General features: G+C 68.3%; 13 protein-coding genes. All 13 read left to right on the top strand.

Going from position 1 to position 18,215, the window contains the following annotated elements; genetic code table 11:
- A complete protein-coding gene (locus ENSA5_RS39590; RefSeq protein WP_308726579.1) occupies window positions 1-1,350 on the top strand; it encodes an Obg family GTPase in 1,350 nt (449 codons plus the stop codon).
- 299 nt (window positions 1,351-1,649) lie between these two features.
- The gene (locus tag ENSA5_RS36455; protein WP_146156204.1) at window positions 1,650-2,579 is read left to right on the top strand and encodes a dihydrolipoamide acetyltransferase; all 930 of its coding nucleotides are present in this window, start codon (window positions 1,650-1,652) and stop codon (window positions 2,577-2,579) included.
- Between the two features lie 10 nt (window positions 2,580-2,589).
- Window positions 2,590-5,004, top strand: a complete 2,415-nt coding sequence (locus tag ENSA5_RS28235; protein WP_146156203.1) for a tetratricopeptide repeat protein — start codon at window positions 2,590-2,592, stop codon at window positions 5,002-5,004.
- A gap of 39 nt (window positions 5,005-5,043) precedes the next feature.
- Window positions 5,044-8,511 (top strand): tetratricopeptide repeat protein, encoded by a 3,468-nt coding sequence (locus ENSA5_RS28230; RefSeq protein WP_106394821.1) that lies wholly within the window; start codon window positions 5,044-5,046, stop codon window positions 8,509-8,511.
- Window positions 8,508-9,896 carry a tetratricopeptide repeat protein gene (locus tag ENSA5_RS28225; RefSeq protein WP_106394820.1) on the top strand — a complete coding sequence of 463 codons (1,389 nt, stop codon included), beginning with the start codon at window positions 8,508-8,510 and terminating at the stop codon, window positions 9,894-9,896. The genes ENSA5_RS28230 and ENSA5_RS28225 overlap by 4 nt, the downstream gene beginning before the upstream one ends.
- A 453-nt stretch (window positions 9,897-10,349) precedes the next feature.
- Window positions 10,350-10,613: a hypothetical protein gene (locus ENSA5_RS28220; protein WP_146156202.1), complete on the top strand. Its 264-nt coding sequence runs from the start codon at window positions 10,350-10,352 to the stop codon at window positions 10,611-10,613.
- Window positions 10,614-10,748: 135 nt separating this feature from the next.
- Complete coding sequence (locus ENSA5_RS28215; protein WP_106394818.1) at window positions 10,749-11,381, top strand: MotA/TolQ/ExbB proton channel family protein; 633 nt, start codon at window positions 10,749-10,751, stop codon at window positions 11,379-11,381.
- A 114-nt stretch (window positions 11,382-11,495) separates the two neighbouring features.
- Complete coding sequence (locus ENSA5_RS28210) at window positions 11,496-12,074, top strand: ExbD/TolR family protein (protein WP_106394817.1); 579 nt, start codon at window positions 11,496-11,498, stop codon at window positions 12,072-12,074.
- A 61-nt stretch (window positions 12,075-12,135) separates the two neighbouring features.
- Window positions 12,136-12,669 carry a biopolymer transporter ExbD gene (locus tag ENSA5_RS28205; protein ID WP_106394816.1) on the top strand — a complete coding sequence of 178 codons (534 nt, stop codon included), beginning with the start codon at window positions 12,136-12,138 and terminating at the stop codon, window positions 12,667-12,669.
- Between the two features lie 404 nt (window positions 12,670-13,073).
- A complete protein-coding gene (locus tag ENSA5_RS36450) occupies window positions 13,074-14,957 on the top strand; it encodes an AgmX/PglI C-terminal domain-containing protein (protein ID WP_146156201.1) in 1,884 nt (627 codons plus the stop codon).
- Between the two features lie 188 nt (window positions 14,958-15,145).
- Window positions 15,146-15,892, top strand: a complete 747-nt coding sequence (locus tag ENSA5_RS28190) for a hypothetical protein (RefSeq protein ID WP_146156200.1) — start codon at window positions 15,146-15,148, stop codon at window positions 15,890-15,892.
- 225 nt (window positions 15,893-16,117) lie between these two features.
- Complete coding sequence (locus ENSA5_RS28185; RefSeq protein ID WP_106394813.1) at window positions 16,118-17,467, top strand: hypothetical protein; 1,350 nt, start codon at window positions 16,118-16,120, stop codon at window positions 17,465-17,467.
- Window position 17,468: 1 nt separating this feature from the next.
- Complete coding sequence (locus tag ENSA5_RS28180) at window positions 17,469-18,071, top strand: polysaccharide biosynthesis/export family protein (protein WP_106394812.1); 603 nt, start codon at window positions 17,469-17,471, stop codon at window positions 18,069-18,071.
- Window positions 18,072-18,215: the final 144 nt, after the last annotated feature.

Raw genomic sequence — 18,215 nt, 5'->3', positions numbered from 1 at the left:
ATGCGCTTCATCGACCGCGTCCGCATTCAGGTCCGCGCTGGCGACGGCGGCGATGGGGCCGTCGCGTGGCGCCGCGAAGCTCACGTGCCCAAGGGCGGCCCGGCCGGGGGGGACGGCGGTGACGGGGGCGACGTCGTGCTCGTCGCCGATGCCCAGCTCGCGACCTTGCTCGACCTCAAGTACCGCCAGCACCACCACGCGCCCAGCGGTCGGCCCGGCGGCGGCGCGGGCAAGAACGGCCGCGGCGGCGAGACCCTCGAGGTCCACGTCCCGCTCGGGACCGCGGTCTACTACGAGGGCGAGGCGACCGGCCACGGTGAGCGCCCCCCGTGGCTCGACGACGAGACCCCCGACGAGACCCCCGAGGGGATCAGCGTCGAGCCCGACGGCGAGGGCATGGACAACGTGTGGATCGTCGACGGCGAGGAGGTCGAGGCTCCGGGCCAGGCTGGCGAGCCGGCCGAGGCCGAGGCCGATCCCGAGCGCGTCGAGCTGATCGAGCTCGGCGCGCCCGCCGAGGTCGTGGCGATCGGCGAGACGATCTCGGGCGGCGCCCAGCGCCGCCACATGCGGCGCGGCACGGGCCGCAGTCGCCGACGCGAGGAGCCCCGCAGCTACGAGCGCGGCGACCTGATCTGCGATCTCGACGCCGACGGCGAGCGCCTCACGATCGCCCGCGGGGGCCGGGGCGGGCGCGGCAACGTCCACTTTCGATCTTCGACCAACCGCGCGCCCGACCGCGCCGAGGCCGGGACCGAGGGCGAGGGCATGTGGCTGCGGCTCGAGCTCAAGCTGCTCGCCGACGTCGGGATCGTCGGCTACCCCAACGTCGGCAAGTCCACGCTGATCAGCGCGATCTCCCGGGCCCGGCCCGAGATCGGCGCCTACCCGTTCACGACCCTGGTCCCGCAGCTCGGCGTTGTCAGCCTCCCGGGCGACACCTACGAGCGGACCATGGTCGTCGCCGACGTGCCCGGCCTCGTCGACGGCGCCAGCGAGGGCCGCGGCCTCGGCCACGAGTTCCTCCGCCACCTCGAGCGCACGCGCGTGCTCTTGCATCTGCTCGCGCCCGATCCGACCCCCGGCCGCGAGCTCCTCCGCGACCTCGACGCCCTCGAGGGAGAGCTGCGTCGCTACGGCCCGATGTTCGAGGGCCGGCCGCGGGTCGTCGCGCTCAACAAGATCGACACGACCGAAGGTCAGGAGCTGATCAAGGCAACGCGCCGAGCGCTGCGCAAGCGCAACATCCCGCTGTTCCCGATCAGCGCGGTGACCGGCGAGGGCACCGACGCCCTGCTCGAGGCGCTGTGGCGCCGCTTGCAACTGGCCGACCGAGCTCGAGGCACCTGAGCCGGGCTGGCTCGAGCCTGGTCTGGACCTGGTCTGGATCTGGCTCGAACCCGGTCTGGATCTGGCTCGAACCTGGTCTGGACCTGGCTCGAACTTGGTCTGAAGCCGGCCTCATCCGAGCCTGATCAGACCCGCGGGCCCCTCTCCATGGCCGAGCGTCGTGCTTCCTTCACGGGAAATTTCGCGGCCAACCTTGGCCCCAGCCCGGCGCCAATCTTCACTGAACGTGCGCCCTCGATCTTCGCGCCAGGCGGCGCTGCCAGCTGGCGAGGGCGCAGTGGCCCTGATACCGTAGTGGCGTGTCGCGGTCCCATTGGAACTCTCGCGGGTCGGCTCTGCTGGCGATTCTGACCGTCGCGCTCGCGCTGTTGTTCTCGGGCTCGATGGTCTCGGTCAGCGAGGCCGCGCCACCGCCGGCGACCGGTCAGGCGATCCCGCCCGCCGACCTGCCCCAAACCCAGCCCCCAGCCCCGCCCGCCGACAACGACGACGACACCGCCGAGCTGTTCCAGACCACCGAGACGCCCGAGGGCGTCGACAGCAGCCGGCGCGAGAGCGAGATCTACGGCGCGCGGATCGACGGCCTCCAGGGGGAGGTCGACGATCTCAAGGAGCGGATCTTCCGCAGCAAGGCCCGGCTCTCGGTCCTCAAAGAGACCGTGCTCCACGGCGTGCTCGCGGGCAGCCGCGTGATCATCGTCCACCGCAACCTGATGGGCTCGCAATTTCGCCTGACCAAGCTCGCGGTGATCCTCGACGGCGCCCAGATCTACGCCCGGACCGACGACAGCGGCGCGCTCGATCAAGAGGACGAGCTGACCGTGCTCGACGGCAACATCGTCCCGGGCCCGCACACGATCACCGTCGAGCTGACCTACCAGGGCCAGGGCTTCGGCGTGTTCAGCTACCTCAACGGCTACACCTTCGAGAGCCGCAGCTCGCACAACTTCACGGCCCGCGAGAACGGCGCCCTGCGCCTGATGAGCTCGGGCTTCGAGAAGGGCAACATCACGACCGAGATGAAAGACCGGCCGAGCGTCGACTGGCAGGAGATCCCGCTCGACGCCTCGGGCAAGCCGCTGCCCAAGGTCGAGCGCAAGGCCAAGAAGAAGCCCGGCAAGTCCAAGTCGAAGTCCAAGCAAAAGCCCGCGACCAAGAAGGTGTCCGAGCCCGCCGCCCAAAAGCCCGCGGCCCAGAAGCCCGCGGCCCAGAAACCGGCCGGCGACTGAGCCCCACGCGATGATCCGCCCTGCGAAACTGGTGCTCGCCACGGCCACGGCGACGATCCTCGCGGTCGCCGCGGGGCTCGTCGCGCCCGCGCCCGCCGAGGCCGCGCCGCCGCGCCGCGGCTTCGATCTCGACGACGCGGTCGAGCGGATCGAGGCGATCGAGTCGGTCCTCGTGGCCGCCGAGACCGCCGCCAACGAAGAGACCGAGGAGACCGAGGAGGAGCTGGCCAAGCGCGTCGTGACCGGCCAGCTGATGCTCGTCGACCACGACGTCGAGCACGCCGCGATCGTGTTCCTCGACGTGCTCGAGAACCACCCCGGCAGCCTCGCCGCGAGCCAGGCCCTGTACTTCCTCGGCGAGGCCCTGGTCCTGCTCGAGATGGACCGCTGGGCGATCGAGTGCTTCAGCGGCAACCTCGTCGACAACAGCGAGGACGGCCGCCGCTTCCACCAGCGCAGCATGGCCAACATGCTCGACCTCGCCGTCCCTCGCCGCGAGCAGGGCTTCGCCCGCAAGCCCGGGCTCTCGGCCACGCCCGAGGTCCGCGCCCGGCTCGAGGCGATCGGCATGAAGGTCGAGGTCGCCCCGCCCGAGGGCAAGGTCGACGAGGCCATGATCCTGCGGGTCGCCCTCGCCGTCGAGGCGATCGCGCCCGAGGAGCGCGAGCTCCAGCTGCGCTACGCCTACGGCCGCTGGCTCTACTTCCAGGCCAAGCACGAGGCCGCGATCGCCTCGCTCGACAGCGTCTCGCCCTTCGACGTGCCGATGTCCGCGGGCGGGCCCGGGGCCCGGTGGCGGGTCCGGGCCGCGTACTTCGCCGCGACCGCGGCCCTGGCCATGGGCGAGATCGACGAGGCCCTCGCGCGCTTCGAGTCGATGACCGTGGCCACGCCGATCAACGAGCGAGACAAGCGCATCGTCGAGCTCGCGTGGCTGGCCCGGGCCCGCATCCACCACGACCTCGACGAGACCGACCGCGCCGTCCAGGCCTACCGACGGATCTCCCGCGACTCGCCCTTCTTCTCCGAGGCCATGTACGAGACCGCCTGGACCCTGCTGCGCGCGGGCAACTACGACCGCGCGCTCCAGGCCCTGGATCTGCTGCTCGTCTACGACCCCGACGGCCCGATCGTGCCCGAGATCAAGCAGCTGCGCGGCAAGGTCAAGATCCAGATGCGCGACTGGCAAGCGGCCGAGGGCGAGTTCCTGGCCCTGCGCCGCGAGTTCGACGAGCTGTCCAAGCGCCTCGGTCGTCAGCTCGAGGCCAAGGCCGACGCCGCCCACTACTTCTCGGCCGTCGCCGCCGAGGACATGCAGCACTTCTCGCTCGGCGCGGTCATGCCCGTCGAGGCCGTGCCGGTCGCCGACACCTTGCCGCGCGCGGTCCAGACCGTCGAGCTGGCCAACGAGGTCGGCGAGGTCGAGCAGATGCTGTTCGAGACCCGGGCCCTGCTCGCGCGCATGGAGGAGGCCGCCAAGGCCCGGGAGCGCGCGCGCCTGTTCACCGATCTCGGCGCCCACCTGAGCTCGCTCGACTCCGTCGACCTCGAGATCATCGCGCTCGAAGAGAAGCTCCTCGCTCGCGCCCGCGGGGGCGTCAGCGGGGCCGGGCTCACCGACATCGAGGCCCAGCGCCGGGTCCTGCGCGAGCGCGTCGACAACCCGCTCGGCGACGGCAACTCGCGCGACGACGTGACCGGCGGCCTGCGCGAGCGGGCCGAGGAGCTCCACCAGCTCGACCTCACCGTCCAGGCCCTGCGCGCCCAGCTGATCGCGACCGAGCGCTACTACGAAGAGACCCGCAAGGATCAGCGCATCGACCCCGAGGGCTTCCTCAACCAGGCGACCGAGCTGCGCGACGAGGTCGCCGAGCTCGAGGGCGCGGTCGCGGTGCTCGAGGCCGACGTCGAGCGGACCCAGACCGCGCTGCGCTTCGCGGACCCCTGGGCCGAGGCCCAGCGCCAGGCCGTCGACGAGTACGCCGCCTTCCTCGATCGTGCGTTCGCGGCGATCATGAAGGCGCGAGCCGACAGCGGAGCCCAGAAGATCTGGGCGCGCGCGAGCTCGCTGCGCGCGCGCGTCGTCGAGGGTCGCGAGCGCCTCGACAACGCGGCCGGTCGCCGCTTGCGTCGCGCGATCCAGATCCTGCGCGAGGAGCGGGTCAACCTCGATCGCTACAAGGTCGAGCTCGGCGACAAGAAGGCCGAGGCCCGGACCCTGGTCGGGGAGGTCATGCAGGCCAGCTACCGCGACGTCGTCGGCGAGCTCGCCAACCTCGTGACCCGGTCCGAGGTCGGCCTCCTCGACGTCGCCTGGGCGATCCAGGAGGTCGAGGCCGAGGAGATCCGTCGGCTCGAGACGACCCGCGACCGTGACATGCGCGAGCTCGACCGCGTGCTCGAGCAAGCCCTGGAGGACGAGTAGATGCGGCGCGCTTCGTTGGCTCGTTCGTTTGTTGCTTTGGTGGGCCTGGGCGCGCTCGCGCTGGCGACCGAGGCCCAGGCCTCGCGTCCAACTCCAACTGGGGCCCAGGCCGAGTCCGAGCAGCTGGTCGGGATCCCGGGCGAGCCCGGCTCTGGCGTCGGCCGCCTCGTCGAGGGCGGCGGCGACCCCAACCGGCTCCAGGCGCCGCTGCCTCGGCGCCCGCGCAACGACGACGAGGCCCGGGCGATCGGCGAGCTCGAGGAGCTGTTCGAGCGCTTCGAGGCGGCGGCGATCGCGAGCGAGGACACGCTCCGCGACCAGCTGATCATCGAGGCCGAGAAGGGCCGCGAGGAGCTCGCGGGCCAGTACGACCGCGAGATCCGCGAGCACCGAGCCCAGGCTCGCTCGCTCCGGGCCAAGGCCATCACCCGCTACGAGGACTTCCTCGGGCTCCACCCCAACGACGCGGCCTGGACCCCGGAGATCATGTTCCGCCTCGCCGAGCTCCACTTCGAGTCGTCGCTCGAGCGCTACCAGCGGCAAGAGGACGCCTGGCAAGACGAGCTCGCGGCCCTCGACAAGCGCCGCGAGGCCGGCGAGCAGAACCTGCCCGACATGCGCCCGCCGCCGACCGTCGACTACCTGCGCTCGATCGAGCTGCTGACCACGGTCGTCGGCAACTTCCCCAACTACGCGCTCAACGACGCCGCGCTCTACCGCATGGGCGTGCTGCTCTACGAGAGCGAGGAGTTCGACGCCAGCCGCCAGGCGTTCTTGGCCCTGTCGTGCTCCAACCGCTACGCGGTCCCCAACAAGGACTTCTCCAACATCGCCTCGACCTCGACCTTTCGCCCGGGCGACTACGAGCGCTGCACGCCGCTGTCGGACAAGAGCGCGTTCACGGCCGAGAGCTGGCTGCGCGTCGGCGAGCTCCACTACGACGTCGACGAGCTCGACCCGGCGCTCGAGGCCTACACCCAGGCCCTCGGCGAGCCCGGCAGCAAGCTGTTCGCCCAGGCCCTGCTCCGCATCGCGTTCACGACCTACCTCAAGCGCGACTTCCCCGGCTCGATCGCCCGCTTCGACCAGTACATCCTCTACGCCGACTCGCTCGCGGGCACCGAGCAATTCGAAGACGACGGGGCCTACCGCGGCGACGTGATCAAGTGGATGGCCAAGACCTACAACGAGGACGACTGGGACGGCAACGGCCGCCGCGACCGGGTCTCGGGCATCAAGCGCCTCGAGCAGGACTACGCCGAGCGCAAGGACGAGCCCCACGTCCCGGAGATCTACGCCGCCTACGCCGACCTGCTCGCCTACGAGACCGAGTTCGAGGAGGCCGTGCAGATCTACGAGCTCGCCCTCGCCCGCTGGCCGCTGGCCGCCGCCGCGCCCGAGATCCAGGCCAAGATCCTCGCCGCCTGGAAGGCCCTGCGCGAAGACAAGAAGATCACCGACGCGCGCGACAAGCTCGCGACCAACTACCTGCGCGGGACCGCCTGGTACTACGCCAACGAGAACGACCCCGACGCGATCGAGCGCGCGTTCAAGCTCGCCGAAGACGCCCTCGTCGCGACCGCCGTCGACCACCAGGCCCGGGCCCAGGCGCTGCGCAGCGACGGCGACGACGCCGGCGCCAAGCTCGAGTACGAGATCGCCGCGCGGGCCTACGCCGCCTACCTCGAGCGCTTCCCCAACACCCAGAGCTCCTACGACTATCGCTACAGCTACGCCGACTCGCTCTACTACTCCGATCAGTACCTCGAGGCCGCCAAGCAATTCGCGATCGTGCGCGACTCCAACCTCGACAACCGGCTCCAGGCCGACGCGTCCGAGGGCGTGGTCTCCTCGCTCGAGGCCTACGCCGAAGAGCGGGCCGCGGCCGGCGAGTTCGCGCTGCCGGACATGCCCAAAGATCCGGACGCCGGCCCCTACGAGCCGCTCGAGGTGGCCCCGCTCGCGCTCGCGCTGCAGGACGCCTACGACCGCTACGCCGAGCTCAACCCCGACAGCGAGGGCGTGGCCGAGATCATCTTCAAGTCCGGCGAGATCAGCCAGAGGCACAACCGCTTCGCCGAGGCCCGGCCGCGCTTTCAGCGGGTCATCGACCGCCACTGCGAGCAGGACGTCTCGATCAACGCGAGCCTCGCGATCATCGACGGCTACACGCTCCAGGGCCAGCTGACCGAGGAGATCCTGGCCGACATGAAGACCTGCGGGACCGGCGAGGCCAAGACCGAGTTCGCTGGCAAGCTGCGCTCGATCGGCAACGCGGTCATCTTCCAGGAGGCCACGATCCTGTTCGAGGCCGGCGAGTTCGAGGCCGCCGCCGACCGCTACGTCGCGCTCGTCAACCAGGCGCCCGACGATCCCAACGCCGACAACGCGCTCAACAACGCCGCCGTCGCCTACGAGAACATCGGCCGGTTCGAGAGCGCCTCAAACACCTACGAGCGCATCTACACCACCTACAAGCCCTGCGACTCGCCGACGCTCAAAGACGGCGACAAGTGCAGCGAGTTCGCCGACGAGGCCCTGCTGCGCGCGGGCTACAACCACTCCCGCTTCTTCGAGTTCGAGGACGCCGTCGCCAAGTACCTGATCCTCGCGACCAAGGACGACTACAAGAACAGCGACCACCGCCTGACCGCGCTGCGCAACGCCGCGGGCCTCCAAGACAGCCTCCAGAACTACGAGCAGTCGGCCAAGCTCTACTACGAGGTCGCCAACAAGGCCGACTCGGCGACCGAGAAGGCCGAGGCCCTCTACGAGGCCGCCGAGGTGCTCGAGAAGGCCGGCAACGACAAGAAGACCATCGCGGCCTACAAGAAGTTTCTCAAGGCCCACGGCGGCCAGGCCGATCAGGCCGTGCGCGAGGTCGAGGCCCACCTGCGCCTCGGCCAGCTCTACCGCAAGGGCCGGGATCGAAAGGCCGCGACCCGCGAGCTCCAGGCCGCGCTCGATCTGTTCGCGGCCCGGGGGCTCGCGGCCGGCACGCCCGAGGCCGCGCTCCCGGCCGAGGCCCAGTTCATCCTCGCCGAGTACGCGCTCGAAGACGTGGTCAAGATCAAGATCAAGTCGACGAACTCGAACAAGATCGGCAAGGAGGCCACGAAGCTGCTCGACGCGCTGGTCAAGGTCGCCAGCGAGTACGACAAGGTCGTGACCTACCGCTCGCTCGACTGGGTGCTCGCGGCCATGTATCGCCGCGCCTACGCCTTCGAGAGCGTCGCGACCGCGGTCATCGAGGCCCCGGTCCCCAGGCAGCTGCGCAAGGGCTCCGAGGCCTACTACGCCTACAAGATCACGATCCAAGACCAGATGGAGCCGCTCTATCAAAAGGCGATCGGTCTCTACGAAGAGTGCGTCAAGCGCAGCAAGGAGTTTCGGATCAACAACGTGTGGACCTCGCGGGCGCTCGAGCGCCTCAACGTCTACAAGGCCGACGAGTACCCCTCGCTGCGTGACCCGGCCCTGACCCTCGAGCTGGAGGATCGTCGATGAAGGCAGGGACGTTAGAGATCATCGGCCTCACCCTCATGCTCGGGGTGCTCGGGGCGGGCTGCGCCAAGGACCAGCCGTCGAGCGACACGCCCGACGAGTTCGAGCTGCCGCCCGAGACCAAGGTCGCCGACAAGGCCGGCCCCGACGAGCCCGCCCCCGACCCCGTCGAAGACGAGAAGGTCGCGGCCAACAAGATCGAGGAGCCGGCCGCGTCGCTGCCCAAGGTCCAGGACCGCGATCCGAACCAAGAGAAGGCCAAGATGAAGCGCTCGCGGGAGAAGAGCGCCAAGGCCAAGCAGATGCTGCGCGCGGGGCAGGGCGACAAGGCGATCGCCGAGGCTCGCAACGCGCTGCGCGACCACGAGCAGAACGTCGAGGCCATGCTCGTGATCGCCGAGGCCTTCTACAAGCAGGGCAAGCACGAGCTCGTGCAGTCGGTGACCGGCTCGATCCTGAGGGTCGACCCCAAGGTCCTCAGCCCCGAGGAGAAGTCCCAGGCCTACAACCTCGTGGGCTTCGCGTACCTCCAGGCGGGCCACCGCGGCGAGGCCTTCCGCGCGTTCAAGAACGCCGCCGAGACCGACGAGAATAACGTTTCGGGCTGGAACAACCTCGGCGTTCAGTACATGTGGCGCGGCGACTCGGCCACGGCCGAGACCTGCTTCGAGTACGTCGTGTCCCTCGATCCCAAGTTCGCCGAGGCCCAGCTCAACTGGGGCGCCGCGCTCCGGGCCAACGGCAAGCTCGCCGAGGCCGAGGCCGCCTACCGCCAGGCCTCGAAGCTGCGGCCCGACTGGCCCGAGGTCCACTTCAACCTCGGCGTGCTCTACCTCGACGCCGACCAGATCCCCAACCACGACGAGGTCGCCAAGCTCGACGCCGCGATCAAGGAATTCGAGCGCTACAAGTCGCTCGTCGCCAAGGGCAACAGCTCGATCGAGCGCAGCACCCAACAGCGCGGGCCGACCGACGCGATGGGCAACGAGCTCGTCTCGGTCGCCCAGGCCGACCTCTACATCAAGGCCGCCAACAAGGGCATCGAGAGCGAGGAGCGGCGCCAGGATCGTGAGGCCAAGCGCAAGAAAAGGGACGCCGAGAAGGCCAAGCAAGAGGCAGAGGAAGCCGCGGCCGCCGCCGAGGCTGCGCCGGTCGAGCCCGCGCAGCCGGCCCAGCCGCAGCAGCCCGGCGAGACCCCAAAACCGGCCGAAAAAGCACCGAATCCGCCGGAGAAAGCTCCGGAGAAGCCGGCCGAGAAGCCCGCGGACAAGCCCGCAGATCCCCCTCCCAGTGAGAAGCCGCAGGAACCGGTCAAGCCCACGCAGAAGCCGCAAGCCCCGAGCAAACCCAAGCCTCAGAAGCCAAAAGTCCAAAAACCTGGCGGTTAATGACAGGCTGAGAAGATCTCCCAGGAATGTTAGCCGTTCGACGGCACCTGAACGTGCGAGCTGAACTGCATCGATATGCCGCTGTGAGCGCCAGGCGCCGCGCCGCGCCTCGCCCACGTGACCAGGTCGCGTCAGACAATACTTTCGCTGGGACCCACCTCCGATCTAAGATGACCCCAGGCTCAGCCCAGGCAGGCCGCGCGTTTCCCGACGATCGGCCGCGATCGGGCTTGCGACCCCGCGTACGCCTTCGACAGTCAGAATCCTGCGAATGGACAATTCCTCGGAACATGTTGGAGCGATCGGCCACGAAGCGCCGCTCACCGCCGCTCCAACCCGCTTCCAAGCGCATCGCAACCCGCGCGGTGCCGAACCTCGCTTGAGCTAGAGCATGGGAGTTTTGCAGTGTTGACACGAACGCGCGCTTTTTCGGTCTTGGCAGTCGCTGGGGTTTTGTCTACGATGCTGCTTCCTTGCCCGGCACTCGCACAGGATCCAACACCCGAAGGTGGGGCCGAGGCGAGCGCTTCGGCGAAGCCGGCCCCCAGCGGCCGCAAGCGGATCTCTCTCGACGACGAGTTCCTCGTCGAGGGCAAGCTCGAGAAGCCGAGTGCCTTCTTCGTGTTCAAGCGTTCGGCGCTGGACTACGACTGGGCGCGACTCGACGCGCAGTTTACACCGCTCGTACTTGAGTCCGTACAGGATCCTTTGTTCTAATACCTAGGTCGAAGGCGCATCCCGCGCCACCGACGTTTCATCAACTCCGTCGCAGAACGACAAACCGCACCAAGCCCTTCGGGCACTGCAGCACTCGGGCAGCTTCGCCAGCCCCCCCTCAGGAGGACACCGGTCATGGGTGATTTCGCAACGTTCTACGCAAACGGCGGCGTGTTTATGCACGCCATTGCCCTTTGCGCAATCCTCGGCCTCGCCGTCATGGTCGAGCGCTTCATCTTTCTGTTCTTCCGTTTCAACATCAACGGACAGCAGTTCTTCAACCAAATCCAGAAGCTGGTGATGGCGAACAACATCGATCGCGCCATCAAGCTCTGCAACGCCGCCGACAAGGCCGCGCTCGCGCGCGTCGTCAAGGCCGGTCTGACCCGCGCCAACAAGAGCGAGGCGGACATCTCGGCCGCCATCGAAGAGTCGATGCTCGAGGTCGGTCCGGCGATCAACAAGCGCGTCCCGATGATCGCCGCGATCGCCAACATCGCGACCCTCCTCGGTCTGCTCGGCACCATCTTCGGCATGCTCGAGGCGTTCCGCGCCGTCGCCGACGCGCCCGCCGACCAGCGCTCCACCGCTCTGGCTCGCGGCATCGGTATCGCGATGAACACGACCGGCTTCGGTCTGATGATCGCCATCCCGCTGCTCGCCGCTCACATCTTCATCTCCAACCTGGCGAAGAAGATCTCCGACGAGGTCGAGCTCTACTCGGTCAAGCTGGAGAACCTGCTCGCGGCGCGCGTGCGTCACAGCTGATCGAATCGTCCGAGTGCTGCAGCCCCGGTCGCGGGGGAACAATCCCTCGCGACCGTCGACTGAGACACGGCACCGGCAAGCACAGGCTCGCCACCTCTCGAATCGAGGAACACCATGGCACGTGTCAGGAAGAATGAAGAGCTCGAAGTCGAGGAAGCCAACGTGCTTCCCGTCATGAACATCATGTTCCTTCTCATCCCAGCTCTGCTGCTGGCCATGGAAGTCGCGAGCTTGGCAGCCATCGCCGTGTCGCCGCCGAAATTTGCCGCGGCTCCTTCCGATAAAAAGGAAGAAGAGAAGAAGGAAGAGAAACCCTTGAAGTTCAAGGTGTTCATCCTCTCCGACGGCTTCCGAGTCAGCACCGCCGCCCAGCAAGAGGGCGCCGAGGCTGGCAAAGAGCAAGACAGCTCTGGCCCGAGCATTCCCCTGGCCAAGCCGGGCGCGGACGCGACCGACTACGAGCGCTACGACTACGCCGCGCTCGAGGCCAAGGCGAAAGAGCTCAAAGACAAGGCCAAGCACGAGACCGTCGTGACGATCAGCGCTGAGAACGACATCCCCATGCAGGTGTTGATCAGCACGATGGACGCGGTCCGGGGGACGGACTGCAAGCTCGTCACGCTCACGGATGACGATGAGATCCCCGAGGAGTGCCTCTTCTTCCAACCCATCGTAGAAGCTGGTGCAGGGTGAGCCTCCCCGCTCGCTGCCCGGCTAACCCCTCGCGCACGCACGGACAAGGCAAGGAGTCGTCATGAGCATGACCCCCGAAGAGCTGTTCAGGCTCAAGAAGGAAATCAAGAAGGCCAAGCGTCGCCAGGACACGGAGAAAGAGGCCAAGCTCGGGATGACCTCCCTGATGGACATCGTCGCCATCATCGTCATCTACCTGCTCAAGTCCTACGCCTCCGACCCCGTGCTGATCACGCCGATCGCCGAGCAGAAGATCCCCATGTCCCGGATGGACATGCCGATCAAGGAGGGCGTCGCGCTCTACGTCTCGTCGCGTGAGCTGATCTTCAACGAGGAGCAGCTCGCGACCCTGACCGATGGCGAGCTCGATGCCAACATCGTCCAGGGGCACGTGATCCGGCCGCTCTTCGAGAAGCTCGAAGAAGAGACCGAGAAGTCCAAGCAAGTGTTCGAGGCCCGCGGCGAGGAGTGGGTCGGCCACATCATCTTGATTGGTGACCAGGCCCTCAAGTTCTCGACCATCGTCGACGTCATGTACACGGCGGGTCGCCTCGAGTACTCCGAGTACTCGTTCTGCATCATTCAGAAGGGCTGAGCCGGCCTTGGCCGCCGCGACCCGACAGCGCACCAGGCGCTGTCGGGTTTCGTCATTTTCGCGCCCCGGCCAAATCTTCGCCTCTGTGCAAATTTACGCGCGAGCCCAACGTTGCCGGGAGAGCGTCTTTATCGTCGCCAAGACTCGGGCCTGGGGCCCGCTGTGATCGATCGCGCCGCTGGTTGTTACGTTCACATTGACGTCGCGCGCGACCAGAATCCGTGAAGGTCACGGATCAGCCAGGCCATTGATCTCACGGAGCTCCGACCGTTTGGGCGACCAAATCCTCGCTGCTACTCTCCCTCAGACTGGCCGTCACTGATTCAACCGCCTCGCTCATGTCCTCGCCAAAGCCCTCCAAAGTCCTCCGCGTAGCCGTCATCGTCGACGGAGAGTCGTGTGAGGTGCTCCACCAGTCGGAGCCGGGAGACGTGGTCATTGGCCGAGCCTCGGGCTCCTCGCTGAGCATGGGCCCGAGCCTCGAGCTCGAGACGGGGGTCGCCGCGGAGGGCCGCCCTGGCGAGCAGACCCTCCCGTGGGCGCTGATCGTCATCGGGCTGCTGATGGTCGTGCTCGCCGGCGGCTTCTTCGCCTACGAGGTCAGCCAGCATGTGACCGAGAACGCGGTCCTCGCCGGCCCGACCGACGCGTCGCCCGAGGCCAGCGAGGCCAAGAACGATCCGAGCAGCACGATCGCGTTGCTCGTCGCGCTGCTGGGTGTGGTCCCGCTCATGACCGGGGTCACGATGCTGCGCGGACGCCGTCGTCGCCGCCGTCAGCAGCTGACGGTCTACGACGGCTGGACTCAGCCTCGAGACTACCGCAAGCGAGCGCCGATCTGGCTCGGCCTAGGCCTGGTCCTGACCCTCGGTGGCGGCGGGCTGTTCGCCTACGAGGTCGGCCAGCACGATCCCGGGGCCTCGATCACCGAGGTCAAGCGCGGTGACATGGAGGCGTTCAAGAACGCCGAGGATCAGGGCACCGGTGGGATCGGGCTCGCTATCGGCCTGCTCGGGCTCGTGCCCCTGGTCATCGGGTTCATGGGCCTGCAGGAGGCGCCGGTCAAGCCGCGCAGGCGCAAGCCCAAGGGCGGCCACGCGCCCCGCGAGCACAAGCTGTTCGAGTGGGTCGAGCGCGAGGGCGCCTACTACATCGACCTCCCGCCCGAGACCCGCGGCAAGCTCGCGCTCGGCAAGAACCGCGCGAGCGTCGACCAGCTGCGCAAGCGCTACGGCCAGGGTGATCGGCTCCGCATCAAGCTCGGGCCCAAGGTCAAGGGCAAGCTGCTCATCGGCCAGACCAAGATCATCTTCCAGACCGCCAAGCCGGCTCGCGCGGCCGCCAGGCGGCCCTTCCCCGTCGAGTACGTCGACCCGCTCACCCACCTGCGGCCGTCGAGCCTCGACGCCTCCTCCTTCGGCGCCGTCGCCGGGGTCGCCGTGCTCCTGGGCGTGTGGTTCGCCTACTTCGCCGACCGCACCCCGCCGCCCCCCGCCGAGCGCTTCGTCCGGGAGATGGGCATGCCAGCCTCCTTCTACGAGGAGGAGGAGGAAGAGGAGCCCGAAGAGACCGAAGAGAAGGACGCGCTCGAGCAAAAAGACGAAAAGGAAGAGAAGGAAGAGAAGGAAGACGAGCCCGAGGAAGACAAGCTCGACAAGCCCGAAAACGTGTCCGAAAAGGCCTTCCAAGAGGCCCGGGGGGTGGGCGTCGCGCGAGTCCTCGGGACCTACGGCGGCCCCGGCGAGGGCTCGGTCCTCGATGTGATCGAGAACACCGAGAACAACCTCGGCGAGATGTTCGCGCTGGGCATGTCGTCGACCGAGGAGTATCGCGGCGGCGAGATCGGCGACTTCGTCGCGGGCGGCGGCGGCATCGAGTCGACCGGGACCATGGCCAAGAACGCGGGCCTCGAGACCGGCACGGGTCCGGCCGAGGTCGGCGCGACCAAGAAGAAAGAGCGCAAGGTCAAGGCCAAGAGCAGCACGGGCGACGTGGTCGGCGACGTCGACAAGAAGTCGGTGTCGGCCACGATCCGGCGACGGATGCCGGGCCTCGAGGCCTGCTACGAGAAAGCCTTGCGCTCCAACAGCAGCCTCAGCGGCAAGATGACCTACACGATCACGATCAACCCCTCGGGCCGCGTGAGCGACGTGGACATCGAGGTGGACACCGTCGGCGACGCCTCCGTCCGGTCTTGCACCACGGCCAAGATCAAGGGCTGGCGCTTCTTGTCCGAGGGCGCCGAGGACTCGTCAGAGGTCACCTTCTCCGTGGCCTTCACGGGCTAGGTTTACAGCGGCGACCGATCGTTTGCGGCCCTGCGTGGCACAGTCACAGTACAGGGCGGTCGCGGGGCGCATAGTTGATCTGGCGCCCAGAGGGGGGCAAGCTGGTTGCAGCCACTCCGCGGTGTTCGCGGGCCCGGAAAACTGCAAAGGATCCGGGCGCTCCCGCCATCTACCCTCTGGAGGACCCCATGCCCGACCGCAAAAACCCCCGAAACCACCGCACGAGCAGCCCGCTCCGGTCTGTGGTGACGCTGGCCGTCGTCTTGGGTCTGACCTCGAGCCTGGGCCTCGCGCGAACTGTCTGGGGCGGACCCCCAGCCGCAGACGCCGAGGCCCCCGCCGAGTCTGGTCCAGAGGCTGAGCCCGCGCCTGACGCGAGCGGCGATCTCGACGCAGACCCCACGGCGGAGCCGGTCGCGGCAGACGCGAGCGCGACCTTGCCGGACGCGTCCGAGCTCCCGCCAGTGGACACGCTGCCCGATGAGAGCGCGGCCTCGGTGCCCGGCGCGAGCTCGATGCGCGCGAGGATGGAGTCCGGCATGACCGAGCTCGGCGAGCTCGCCGTCGAGGCCCGCAACGACGAGGACCTCGTCCGCGCGACCTGTGTGCTCGACAAGCAAGATCGGGCCAACGACGTGATGGACCTTGGCACCAGCGAGCTGCTGGTCATCCGCGACCCGGGTACGAGTGATCAGGCCCGGGGCTTCGCGCTCGAGAAGCTCGAGGCGGCGTCCGGCCGGATCGACAAGCTCGTCGAAGACGCCAAGGCCTGCTCGGGTCGCGAGGGCCCGGAGGACGAGGTCGACATCACGCGCAACGAGGCCGACGAGCCGCGCACGATCCCGATCTGGGACCCCACCGCCGGCCTCGGAGACAGCCCAGTACCACCGCCATTCGACGCGGGCTGGCCACCCTTCGCGAGCCCGATGGAGTGACGACCGACGAAGCGCGGTCCCACGGTCCCGGACCGTCGCAGCCTCGGGGAGCTCGAGCCGACGCCGGTATCTGTATTAATTGCGAGGCTCAGCTAGGCTCCGCTGGCGCGGCGTCGCGTCGCCACCTCGCCCTACTCGACGAGTGACTCGGGCGCATACCTGAGTCAGCCCACCATCTTGCACTGCAGGTCTACATCTCGGCGAGCCCGGTTCGAGCTGCTGCTCGTGTTCGCCGTGCTGTTGCTCGTGCCTGGCCTGGCCTTCGCGTCGACCCCGGGCGGACCGAGCATGGCGCCCGGCAACCCCGCCACGCTGGTGCCGCGCGTCGCCGATGGCCCCGGGCTCAAGGTCGGCAAGAACTCGACCTTTCACGGCGGCGCCGCGCTGTCGATCGGCTTCGACTCGAATGTGTTCTCGGAGTCGGGCTCGCGTGATCCCCGACGCGCCGCCTACGCGCTGCCCTCGGTCTGGCTGACCGTCGGCAACCGGCCGCTGCGCGCGGGCGTGCTCGACTCGCCGCCCAAGAGCAGCGGGCGCAAGGTCGACTATCACCTCGGCGTACTCGCCGGCTATCGCCTGTACATGAGCGGCCAGCCGACGGTCTGGCAGGCCAGCAAGCCCAACATCGGCGTCAACATGCGGGTCATGTTTGCGCCCGGGCGCCGGTTCTCGTTTGCGGTCGAGGACGACTTCAACTTCGTCGGGGAGCCGGCCAACTTCGAGGCCGGACAGGCCTACAACTTCAACCGCGTCGACAACTCGGCCGCGCTGCGCTTCATCCTTCGCCCGAGCGGCGGGCGGCTGAGCCTCAACCTCGCCTACCGCAACGAGCTGCTGTACTTCACGAGCGGCAACATCTACACCGCCGATCGGCTCGTCAACGGGGCCGAGACCGAGACCAAGTATCGCGTTCGAGATCGCAGCGCGCTCGCCCTTCGCTACTCGTTTCACTACACCTACTACCTGTTCCCGACCCTGGGCGAGGGCCGCAACGAGGACTCCCACGCCCACCGCCTGCTCGGCGGCTACGTCGGTCAACTCGGCAAGAAGGTCGTGCTCGAGGTGTTCGGCGGCTGGGGCTGGGGTCTGTACAAGCTCGACGCGAGCGGGCCCGACCACAAGAACTTCATCGGCCACGCGGCGCTCGGCTTGTTTCCGACGTCCAAGACCCAGATCGGCCTGCGCGTGGGTCGCCAGTTTCATGACTCGGTGTTCGGCAACTACCTCACCGACGTCGGCGGCTCGCTCGCGGCCACCCACGTGTTTCGGTGGAAGATGCGCCTCGACACCGGGCTCGGGGTCTACGGGCGGCGCTACGCCGGGCTCCCGATCCCCGGTCAAGACACCAACGACATCACCGGGTACACGGGCGCGCCCGGCTTCGTCCGGCGCGACACGCTGGTGTCCTTCAACCTTCAACTCGAGCAGCCCTTCGGCAAGTATCTGGTCGTCGGGGCTCGCTACGCGGTCGCGGCTGATCTCACCGACTTCGTCGTCGAGTACGCCAACGGCTTCACGAGCCCGGGCCGCTTCTCCCGCCACCTGGCGATGGCCTTCGTGGCCGTGAGGTACTGAGGTGGCCCACGCGATCGCCCGCCTCGCCGTGCTCGCGCTCGTGCTCGGCGCGCTGCTCACGGCCTGCTTCGAGCCGGATCACAGCCTGATCCCACCGGCCCAGCCGGTCGAGGTGACCTCGGGCCTGACCGCGGGCGACATCTTCGAGGTCCGGGTGTTCGGCGAGGAGGACATCGGCGGCTCCTTCCAGGTTCAGGAGGACGGGACGATCGACTTTCCGCTGATCGGGCGGGTCGATGTGACCGCCAAGACCCAGGGCGAGCTCGCCGCGCTGCTCGAGGAAGAGCTCGGCCAGGGCTACCTCCGCGATCCCCACGTGACCGTGATCCTGACCGAGCGCGAGAACCTCGAGGTCAGCGTGCTCGGCCAGGTCCAGCGACCCGGGACCTTTCCCTACGCCGAGAAGCTGACCCTGGTCCAGGCGATCTCCACCGCGGGCGGGCTCAACGAGCTGGCCCACGCCCGGCGGGTCAAGTTGACCCGCAAGGGGCCGACCGGGGCGGGGACCTACGAAGTCTCGGTCAAGGCGATCACCGACGGCCGCGAGCAGGACATCCTCCTCCAGCCCGGCGACATCATCTTCGTGCCGCTCGCGCCTATTTAGACCCCCCGCGGGCATCCTGCACTTTGCCACGCACGGCCGCTGCGCGGCCGGTCGCTCCCTCGCTGCGCTCGCTCGCTCGGTGGGCTCTGATGAGCTTGGCCGAGAGATGCGTGGCCCCCCAAGGGGGGCTGCTATTTAGACCCC

This window comes from Enhygromyxa salina (assembly GCF_002994615.1).
GTDB lineage: Bacteria > Myxococcota_A > Polyangia > Nannocystales > Nannocystaceae > Plesiocystis > Plesiocystis salina_A.
This window is presented reverse-complemented; position numbering and strand designations above follow the sequence as displayed.

Coding starts and splice junctions, on each gene's coding strand:
- ENSA5_RS39590 (WP_308726579.1), top strand. CDS start 1: ATGCGCTTCATCGACCGCGTCCGCATTCAGGTCCGCGCTGGCGACGGC.
- ENSA5_RS28235 (WP_146156203.1), top strand. CDS start 2,590: ATGATCCGCCCTGCGAAACTGGTGCTCGCCACGGCCACGGCGACGATC.
- ENSA5_RS28225 (WP_106394820.1), top strand. CDS start 8,508: ATGAAGGCAGGGACGTTAGAGATCATCGGCCTCACCCTCATGCTCGGG.
- ENSA5_RS28215 (WP_106394818.1), top strand. CDS start 10,749: ATGGGTGATTTCGCAACGTTCTACGCAAACGGCGGCGTGTTTATGCAC.
- ENSA5_RS28210 (WP_106394817.1), top strand. CDS start 11,496: ATGGCACGTGTCAGGAAGAATGAAGAGCTCGAAGTCGAGGAAGCCAAC.
- ENSA5_RS28205 (WP_106394816.1), top strand. CDS start 12,136: ATGAGCATGACCCCCGAAGAGCTGTTCAGGCTCAAGAAGGAAATCAAG.
- ENSA5_RS28190 (WP_146156200.1), top strand. CDS start 15,146: ATGCCCGACCGCAAAAACCCCCGAAACCACCGCACGAGCAGCCCGCTC.